Source organism: Marinilabilia sp. (genome assembly GCF_016278715.1).
GTDB lineage: Bacteria > Bacteroidota > Bacteroidia > Bacteroidales > Marinilabiliaceae > Marinilabilia.
This window is the reverse complement of record NZ_JADQBH010000260.1, coordinates 1-10,306: the sequence shown is the minus strand read 5'-3', so window position 1 is coordinate 10,306 and position 10,306 is coordinate 1. Positions and strand designations below refer to the sequence as shown.

The window sequence follows — 10,306 nt, the reverse complement described above, 5'->3', positions numbered from 1 at the left end:
CAAAATACTCATTTACGATTAGTAAACTCCGTTTTTGGCGGCTTCGCAAGCCTAGAAATTGGCACTTTCTGACCAGAAACAGCTCTAAAAACAGAATTTGCTTAGTTTATGCACAGACACTAAAAAGAGTCAGATACCACCACCTTGCCATATCCTTTTTCAGCATTGCCAATCACATAAACGCCTGTGACAAGACCTGAGACAGCATTCTTTCGTTTTACCTCTGAGCGAAGTAACTTCCCGCTTACAGAATAGACTTCCACCTTATCGTCAGGCAACAGTTCTTCAAAATCAACCTCTTGAACCGAAGTGTCATATTGATCCGAATTGGAAAGAAATACATCCTCAATAAGAATTGGACTTCCCCCCAACGACCAGAATCCAACAATATAAATATGTGATGGATCCAGAGCAATCAACTGGCCATCGACCTCTTTCTTCATGCGATTCAAATCAATAACCAGTTCTGTTTCATCCTGAACATCGTAGGTAAAAGGTGAAGACCAGTAACTGCTCTCATCAAAAATGCGAAATGAGGCATTCCCGCCTGGAATTTCCTTAAGTTTAACAACGAGAAATTTATATCCTGACAAATCCAGGCCGTTGTCGTACTGCCAACCACCGAAGCCATATTGTCCGGTGATCAGTTCCCCGGTAATCTCATCAAAGGTTCCCGTTTCCCAGATGGAAGGATTAAAACCTTCATTGGTCAAAGGGAAAGTACTTACTACCACAGTAAAACTGACACTTTGCTGGTTTCCAAGCTTATCCTCATAAGTGGCGGTAATGGTGGTTTCTCCATTTTCTTGGGCAACAACTTGTCCGTTTACCACCTCAGCAATCTCGGGGTTGCTGTTAACAACAGAGACTTCTGACGAAACAGTTTCCGTATGACCATCCTGGAAGAGGGCGGTAATTCTTAGTGTCTTACTGGTTCCCAAAACCAACTCCATCTCCTGATCCTCCATATAAAGTTGGTCCAAAGTCAACTGTTCCTCAGTAAAACCGGAAAAACTATCATCGTAGAACAATTCTTCGGTAAAAGTTTCCTCCGTAGTAAACCAATCCACATCCACAAAACCGCCTGTGCTTTCAGTTGCATAATTAAATATTGCAAATTTATTACCCGTAAAAATCGATAGATCAAAAGCCATATTCAATTCATCTCCCATCGGGGTATAAGTCTGATTGTCGGTACTGTACCAGAAATTCGCTATACCGGTACCGTAATTGGCCACTGCCCGCAAATAAACCACGGAGTCATTTAATACTGAAGTCCCAATCTGCGAGACACCATTCAACTCAGTAATTAGTCTTTTTTCTCCATTAATCACCGTTACTCCGATAAAAGCATAAGGTTCCTGAAAAACAGCCAAACCGGCAACATCACCTTCTTTCATATTATTGATGTGCATCTTAATAGTTCCGTAAGAATCGATGGATTCGGAGTGATAACCAAAAATCCTTTGAGTCAGTGTATTTCGAGCATTAAGAAACCCATCCGTAACCCCGGCAGTTTCGAGACGCAGAAAACCGGGACGGTCAAACAATGACCATTTCGCATGGTCTGGATTATGGTTCCAGCCCCATTGCATGCCAAGCTGGTAGTTCCTGAAATTATCATTGGTGGGCAACACCGTCACAGGATATGATTGTCCCACGTCGGGCTTACGATAAGTCGTAACCCCCATCCCGTCTTCACCTATCTCAGGCCAGTTATTTACCCAGGTAACAGGTTGCAAATTGGGGAAGCGCCCGTAAGCCCCCTTGTCATAAAACAAAACCGTCCACCATTCACCCGTCTGTGTCTCTATCAAGGCTCCCTGATGAATATTGTCATCCTCCAACAATAACTTCTCCTCATAATTACCGAAAATATCGGTTGACCTGAAAGCAACCTGTGAAGCAGGCCATCCGCCATAAGTTGCATAGATATAATAATATCCGTCAATCTTGTAGATATGGCTACCCTCCAACCCGGCATCTGGGCGTTCAATCACAGTCCGGTCTTCTCCTACAGCCTGAAAATGTTCATCCAGCTCGGTTATTTTAAGGGTATTGATTCCGTGCACCACATAAGTTTTTCCATCATCATCGAAGAAAAGCCCAGGATCGTAATAACTACGGGAAAGTTTTTGAAGGTTCCACTGCCCTGATGGATCAGAAGTGGTCAGCAAATATCCACCCTCATCAAGGGTATTGAACATGATGTAAAAGGTTCCGTCATTGTATCGCAGACTTGAGGCCCACTGCCCTCGGGCATATCTGTCTTCTCCGTTGATGAGATTATAAGCATCACTGGATTCGATCATTTCCAACGGGTTGCTGCAATACTCCCAGTTGACAAGATCGTAACTTTTCAAAAGGGTGGCACCCGGAAAGATATGCATAGTAGTACTCACCATATAATAAACATCGCCCACCCGAATCACATCAGGATCCGGGAAATCAGCATGAATCAATGGGTTCGAATAAGTTCCGTCTCCATTATCACTGTGCGACTGATACTGAAATTCAGGACGGGGAAAATCAGTTTCCGCATACTCATGGTACCAGTGATATACAGGCCACGGGCAGGCTTCAGGATCGTTCAGAAAAGTATAGGGTTCTCCTTCTGCAGGTGCTTCTCCGGTAAAATCTGCCAGGAAATGAGGACTTGTAAAAAGCAGCCAGCTTACATTGCCGGTCTCGTCCATTATTTTTTTGAAATTAGCACCAAATCCTTCACCTCCGGCAGTTCCGGTGATTCCCGTCCCCCAAGAGACATCCTCATATTTCGCCGGGGCCCAATCCATTTCAGTAATCATGATGGGAGCAAAATCAGAAACAGGCTTCACATTAGCATCCCACTCCTGTTTAAACACCTCATATCCGTCGGCACTGCCAAACCAGCCCGGATAGATATGAACAGCATAACCGATATTGTCACCTTCGATAGGATTAACAGCATATCCCTTGTACTGCGATTGATATGAAGAACCCGGAATCCAAAGCACATTCTGGAATCCATTCTCACGGATTTTGTCCACCACCGGCTGAAAAATTTCTTTCATCACATCGAAATGAGCCTGGGTATTGTTTCCTATACCACCATCAGCCAGCCGAATCCTAACCGGTTCGTTAGCCAGTTCAAACATCACTTCCTCCATTTCTTTGATCTTGGGATGAGACGAAACGATATCCCAAACCGTCATCAGATAATCCGCATAATTGTAGTCATCTTCAACACCGATTACTTCCGGACTGACTCCGGGAGGTCGAATAACCACATAAAGACCTTTCGATATAGCATATTCGGCCACCGGGACAAAAACCTCATCAAGATATTTTCTGAAGCGGGTTTCACTGAAACAATTAGGCAATTCGTGACCATCAGGAGTACATCCTGGCTCATTGGACCAATAGGGATCCATGTGCAGCCGAAGAAAATTCATTTTCCATCCTGCATCCAGAATATCATCAATCAGTCCCTGATTATAGGTAAGACATCCTTCCACATCGTAATTATCCCAATATTGACCCCGTTCATTGAACCAGGGGCTGTAGGTCTGGGCAAACCCATGCAGGTTGACTGTGTTTCCATGCGTATCTTTCAGAAACCGTCCTTCCACATGTAAACGGGGGGTAGGCATATTTTCCCAGGCAAAAAGTGTTTGAATAGAAAGGATGAACAATAAACTGATACTAAATAATAGTCGGACCTTCATAAGTGCAGATTGTTTTTCTGTAATTTCAAAATTAGAACTTCCTGTTACTGAACATTTTCAATTTAAGACATATATTTTTCGATTTAAGATATTTCGGCCATTCTGCTAAACAATAGTTCGTTAAAAAAAGTCTAAACGCAAAGACGCAATGGCGCAAAGTTTTTATTATCGAGAGTTGTGATAAACATTGTGCACTGTGCAAATTGCTCACTTACAGGTATTTAATCCCGAAACTTCGGGATAACGGAGTATTGCTAAACACATCAAGAAATTAAAGCAAACAATATTCAATCCCTAAAATGAAATATCTGAAATCACAAATAACTTGGAAATCCACGCACCAGGAACATCTCCCTCAAAATATTTTTTACAGATGATGCATCAATAAAAATCTGAATTTTACAAAAAAACTCCCCCCGGAAAAATCCGGGAGGAGAATCTATTTAATCTATTGCTTTGAAAAAAAAACTATTTAAAACATTACTCAATAATAAAAACTTATTCGCCTGCCAAACCATCGGCAAAACCGGCATAAGCAGGTTTACGGACATAATCCAAAGTCCAGAGTCCAATGGGTTCACCACCTCTCCAAGAAGAATCTGAAGGGCTGTCTGCAGGACTCCAGTGAGCAATACCATATCGCTGATTTACAGGAATAATTTCAAAGTACTTTCGAATAATGAAATTATAATATTCAGCCATAGCCATATCCTGTTCATGCGTAACATCTTCTGTCATCACAGCATCGCCGTTCTCGTCAATCAGCCCCATATCCAACTCGGTGACTTTAACCAACTTTCCAGTTGCAGCTAACAACTCATACATCTTCACAATATGCTCTTCCTTACTGGCTTGTGTTTCAGTATTTAAGTGGTACGAGACGTGCATTTGTGTACCAATTCCATCAATTACAGTCACACCATCCGACTCCCATTGTTCGATCCAGTTGATCAGACTTTTCAACTTCTGGTTATCGTCCCAATCAGACTCCAGGTTATAGTCATTAACAAATAATTTCAGATTCTCTGGACCATGTTCACGAGCCAGTTCCACTGGAACACGAACAAAGTTATCTCCAAGATAATCCTGCCAGTAGAAATTGTTTTCGGGATCACCATTTTGGGCCGATTGAAGGTCATAAAACCCATCACCGTCGTAATCGGCTCCTGAAATCGCCTCATTCACTACATCCCATGCCGTAACATAACCATCGGTGGTTTCCATCATTGCGGCAATCCAGTTTTCCATTGCCCAGGTAAGTGTATCAGCTTTCTCTTCAGGGGTCTGTGGCATTTTATTTCCTGACTCTTCAATTTCCCAATAGATATCATCGAAATAATAAGTATTTGCTTCACCTAAAAGTGCCAGGTTAAACGCAATGGTGTTCATTCCGGCTTGATCCCCACTAATAGTTCCTGTATAAATATGTTCCTGCCAATCAGTGGTAAAAGAGGGAGATCCAACCATCGACCAATGCAAGTAGCCTCCAGGTTCATTATGCGCCTGAGACTCTGAATTTGCCTCCTTTTCAGCTCGGTACTTCATTCTAAAACGGATTGCTTCACCCTCCTCAAAGGTTCTGGGAGCTTTTACAAAGAACTGTGTATCCCATGCATTTGCAGGATTATCCCCCGACTGAACCACAATAGCTCTACCAACACCATCAGCACCAGTGCCGGGTGCACCTAAGGTGGCTTCCTTAGGACCATTTGTTGCCTCTGTTGCAAAGAAGCTGGAGAGATCACCTCCTTCCAGGTCACTATTGGTAACCAAGTTGGTCCACCACGAAATAGCTAAAGCTTCTTCATGTGTCACTTTCACCCAGTCTATTTCATAAGTTCCTACATAGTTTCCAGATTGCAACATCACAAAGCTATTATCGACAAGACCATTTAAGTCTGCGGTTACTTCCTGCCAGTCCTCAGTAATTGCAATGGTTGTATTCTCCGTATTTCCCCAGGTTCCCAAAGCCAGAGTAATTTCTCCAGGAGTAGAACCTTTAATACGCAAAGTTACCTTATGCTTCTTACCTACAATAGTAGGAATCCCATCAGCAATATGGAACTGTACTTCCCAAAAATTAGGTGTAGCTTCCTCATTGGTTACAACCAATACTTCATTCTCAACAACAGGCTCTACACCCTGAGCCCAGTAGTTATATGTTCCTCCTGAATAATCTTCAATCCCATCAACGACCTCCTGAGTTGCATCCGGATCAATATCAATCTCCTTATCGGCAATGAGTTTTTCGAGATAATTCTTATTCTGCTGGGAATGCCACACAAGCGTATGTCCATAAATAGAGATGTCTGCTTCTTTAGCTGCTTCCACAAATTGAGTAACTTGAGAAAAATTCATGGACCCATCATCTTGTACTACAGATCCATACTTCATAGCATTGCCAGCAGTTATCTCATCAAAATTGGAATAAATAAGACTGTACACCGCTCCTCTTTCGGAATAGTCACTTGCTGAAACTGCTGCACCCAATTTAAAGTCCGGGTTTTCTGTACGATCTACATAAGATTTTAAAACATCATAATCATTCAGATATTCACTTTCTGCGATACTTTCAGGCTTCTTTACATCATATTCGAGCCTGCTATCATCTGCACAAGATGCTAATACAGTTAATGCAATTGCATAGCACCAGGATTTATATATCAATTTCATATTCAATCTGATTTAAATGGTTAACTTACTCGGTATAAGTAGGACTGAAGGTCTCAATCTTTACACCCCGGTCACGAACCACAAGCGTATCTTTTGTTTGATACTGCTTGGTCAGGAAATCGACCGAATAGTCTAAATAGAGAGCATTCCGATCCTTATTACCCCAACTGTTTTTTTCTCCATCTTTTACAAACTTTCCGGAACCACTGGCCGTGTATTCATCTGTGCCGGAAGTAATGGTAATGTCATTATTACCATCAAAGGTCAGAACCAGGTCGCAAGTTAATGTTACAACATTCTCACCTTCCAAAACGGATGTATGCACAGGAAAAATTACAGAATTCAATGAGGCTGTACTCAAATTCACAACTTCATCATACTCGACAAATTCTTCATGACGCACCTCTGTTGTGGTTTCACCATTTTCGGTAATGACATCTTCTCCTCTGCGCAAATAATTCGCATCCCAGGGGTTGATATATTTCACAGCATAAAGGACAAAATCCTTTGGCTGAACATCCCAGTCAGCAGTATTTGGCCTTACAGGATCTGCTACCAATGGGCTACCATCAAGAATAGAATCAGCGTTAGAAACACCAGTCATTCTCAGAGGAATTACATAGGTATTGTTAATAGAACCGGCATCTGCAAAAAATGCATCTGACAATTGTACTTCAACACCTCCCTGAACATCACCGTTTAAAGAGATTACATCCCCGTCCAACGAATAATAATTTGCAGGCATAGGCTGAACAGCAGACTCATCAGCAAAATACAGGTTATTGCACAAAGCATTATCCACAACAAAGTCAATTTCTATATTCTTATCATTTTGATAAACCCCGCCCATTGTTGCATAGATCTTAACCTTATGCTCATTGTCAAGGGTATTATCGTAGATGTCATCGCCCAAAACAACAGTCCTGACCGGAAACTGATAAGGGAAATAGACGGAAGTATGCTCAAAATCGGGAAATTCCACCTCTTGGTTTTCACATGAGGTAATCAGCAGCAATGCAAAAACTCCTGCAGACAATACCGATAAAAATTTAAACCGTTTCATATCTTTCAACATTTATCTTTTTTTTAATTCAACGAACTACCAACCTGCATTCTGTTCAAGATTGCTCCATTTCAACATTTCCTGATAAGGAATAGGTCCATGATACATATAATCCTGGTAATTTCTGGATTCAACCTCAATGGTAGTAAAATCCATTCCGTTTCCGGTCTTACCAATTCGGACACCCCGTGCTGTTTCATTCAATTTATTCAAATCCACATTCCAACGGCGCAAGTCCCAGAAACGATGATTCTCAAAACACAGCTCCAGACGACGTTCGTTTCTGATGAGTGTACGCATTTGTTCCTGGCTTGTTCTACACTCCTCCAGGTATGGGTCGCCATTGGATACACCTACCCCGGCTCTTTGACGCAAGGCTTTAATGACATCATAGGCGGAAAACCCATGGTCGCCTGTTCCCTCAGGCCCCCAGGCTTCGTTGGCCGCTTCGGCATAAGCAAGGAATATCTCGGTGTAACGAATACGTGCAGTATAATGCTTCTGCTCAGTATCATATTCAGGGTTGGGGTTCACATCTGAACGCATCAACTTTCTCAGGTAATAACCTGTGCGGGTGGAAAGACCACCTTCCCGGTTTAAGACATCTTCGTTTTCACCATAGGTACCGGTAACAATAACAGCACCGTCTGGTCCCTGAGTACTCTCATTAACCACGATGTAGCTTCCCAAACGTGGATCACGGTTGGAATAAGGATTAGCAGGATCATAGTTGGCAGCCGGGTCGTTAATAGGATAGCCATTAACAGAAGGAAAGGCATCTACCAGATTTTGTGTAGGATTGACGTTACCACTTCCATATAATGAGGGAGGAAAATTATCGGCTTCCAAATCATTACTCTGCCCGATATCACTACGCCAAAGAATCTCAGCAGGAACAACACCTGAACCCAAAGCTTCAATTTCACTGGTGTTGGCAAACCATGACCAACCCTCAGAATCCATACCACTTGGGCCATTAATACGTCCCAGAACAATGCCAGCATAATTTGCGGCATCCGCCCAGGTCAAATTGGTTCCATCAGTATAAGAGGGACTGGCTCCCAACAGAGCTGCTTGTGCTCGCACTGCTTCAACAATACGACCGGTAATACGACCACGCATGTGATTTCCATTCACACGATTATAGTCACTCGAGTTGGTCACGCCCAGTTGCTGATACTTTTGAGGGATTTCAGCATTAGAAATATCGCCATAATCCAAAGGAAGCAATTCCAATGCCTGTTCAGCATCATTTAGGATTTGATCCAAACACTCCTGAAAGGTGTTTCTGGGCACGTCAAAATTCGAATCCTTATCTTCCGGCTCGGTAACAATGGGCACTCCCAGTAAACGCCCGTCAGCGGTCCATCCGCCATGAGCCAATAAAAGGGAATACATTTGAACGGCACGCAGTCCGTACGCCTCACCTTTCAAACGGTCGTTATACATAGAACGAATAACTTCGTCATCTGACCATTCTACTTCATCAGCATTGGCAAGAAAAATATTCAAATATTGAATCGCATTTCTGCGTCCTTGCCATTGAGAAACAGGATTATCGTTGGATGACCACGAACCGGTAGCCATACTTAAATAATCATTTTCAACATCGTTGGTTACCGCATCATCGGTTGCCACATCGCTTTCGGGCGCACCCTGGTACGGTAATAAAATATATGCATTGGCCAAGATACCTTGTGCATAGGTTGGTTCCTGATACATTGCTTCCAAATCCCGAATGTTCTCTAATTCCGGAGTGAAAACATCTTTACAGCCTGTAAACAGGAATACTAGAACCAAAAGTTTTATTATATTTTTCATAACTTAATTCCTAATTTTAAACTTTTCCGTTTTAGAATACTGCTTTTACACCAATATTGTAGAATCGTGTTTGTGGTGCCGCTGTGACTTCCATCTCCAACAATTCCTTTTCGGGAGATATAGTCAGCAAATTAGTCCCACCTATGTAAGCAGAAAACTCTTTGAAAAAGATATTCTGTAACGCACTCTTTGGTAAATCATAAGTGATCTGAACTTTCGCTATATTAAAACGATCTGTATTATATAACCAGAAGTCAGAGTTCCGGAAGTTATTGCTTCCACTCTCAGTTGTCAACCGTGGATAAGTTGCGGATCCTTTCGTCGCCGGAGTCCAACGTCCGCGCACAACTTCAGAATACTTCCGGTCCCCATAAACCCAATGGTAAGAATCATCCTTCATGGCATAAGCTCCAAAATAGCCTGTCCCTAAAGCAAAGAATGTGAAATTTTTCCATTTTGCAGTGATATTAACACCCATTGTAAATGGATTTCCATACCAGCCACCTTCACCCAGAAAAACCTCATCCTTCGCATCAATGATCCCATCATTGTTCTGGTCTACATATTTAAGGTCACCTGGTTTTATGGTACCACCGAAATTCTGAACCGGTGAATTATCCACATCCGCCTGACTCTGGAAAAATCCTGCGTTCTCAAGTCCCCAAATAGCATCAACAGGTCTTCCCTGGCGCTTTTGATAATCATTTTCATAAGCGGTATCATCACGTCGGGTTGCTTCAGTAATATAATATGTTCCTGATACGCCCAATGTCAAATCCAAATCACCCAGGCTCTCATTATATTTCACACTAAAGTCCATTCCTGTACGCTGATCGTCGTTAAAATTGACATTGGGAACAAACGATGCTTCAGGATAATAAGTAAAGAAATAATTTGGGAAAACGCCCATGGGCTCAGTAATCAGTCCTTCCATCGTATTGGTGAAGAATGACGCATCAGCAGTAATCATATTTTTCCACAAGGAAGTTCTAAGATTTGCCGAAAGCTCTTTGCGCTTCACGAAGGTCAAATCTTCATTTTC

General features: G+C 42.3%; 4 protein-coding genes and 1 pseudogene. All 5 read right to left on the bottom strand.

What is annotated here, in order from left to right; genetic code table 11:
* Positions 1-119: 119 nt before the first annotated feature.
* Positions 120-3,707, bottom strand: coding sequence for a family 43 glycosylhydrolase (locus QZZ43_RS15910; protein ID WP_291861444.1), 3,588 nt, complete (start codon positions 3,705-3,707; stop codon positions 120-122).
* Between the two features lie 498 nt (positions 3,708-4,205).
* A complete protein-coding gene (locus QZZ43_RS15905; RefSeq protein ID WP_291861442.1) occupies positions 4,206-6,380 on the bottom strand; it encodes an endo-1,4-beta-xylanase in 2,175 nt (724 codons plus the stop codon).
* 25 nt (positions 6,381-6,405) lie between these two features.
* Positions 6,406-7,443: a DUF5627 domain-containing protein gene (locus QZZ43_RS15900; RefSeq protein ID WP_291861440.1), complete on the bottom strand. Its 1,038-nt coding sequence runs from the start codon at positions 7,441-7,443 to the stop codon at positions 6,406-6,408.
* Positions 7,444-7,479: 36 nt separating this feature from the next.
* On the bottom strand, positions 7,480-9,264 hold the full coding sequence (locus tag QZZ43_RS15895; protein WP_291861438.1) for a RagB/SusD family nutrient uptake outer membrane protein: 1,785 nt from the start codon (positions 9,262-9,264) through the stop codon (positions 7,480-7,482).
* 31 nt (positions 9,265-9,295) lie between these two features.
* Positions 9,296-10,306: pseudogene (locus QZZ43_RS15890) on the bottom strand (SusC/RagA family TonB-linked outer membrane protein); the annotation flags it as partial.

Coding starts and splice junctions, on each gene's coding strand:
- QZZ43_RS15910 (WP_291861444.1), bottom strand. CDS start 3,707: ATGAAGGTCCGACTATTATTTAGTATCAGTTTATTGTTCATCCTTTCT.
- QZZ43_RS15905 (WP_291861442.1), bottom strand. CDS start 6,380: ATGAAATTGATATATAAATCCTGGTGCTATGCAATTGCATTAACTGTA.
- QZZ43_RS15895 (WP_291861438.1), bottom strand. CDS start 9,264: ATGAAAAATATAATAAAACTTTTGGTTCTAGTATTCCTGTTTACAGGC.
- QZZ43_RS15900 (WP_291861440.1), bottom strand. CDS start 7,443: ATGAAACGGTTTAAATTTTTATCGGTATTGTCTGCAGGAGTTTTTGCA.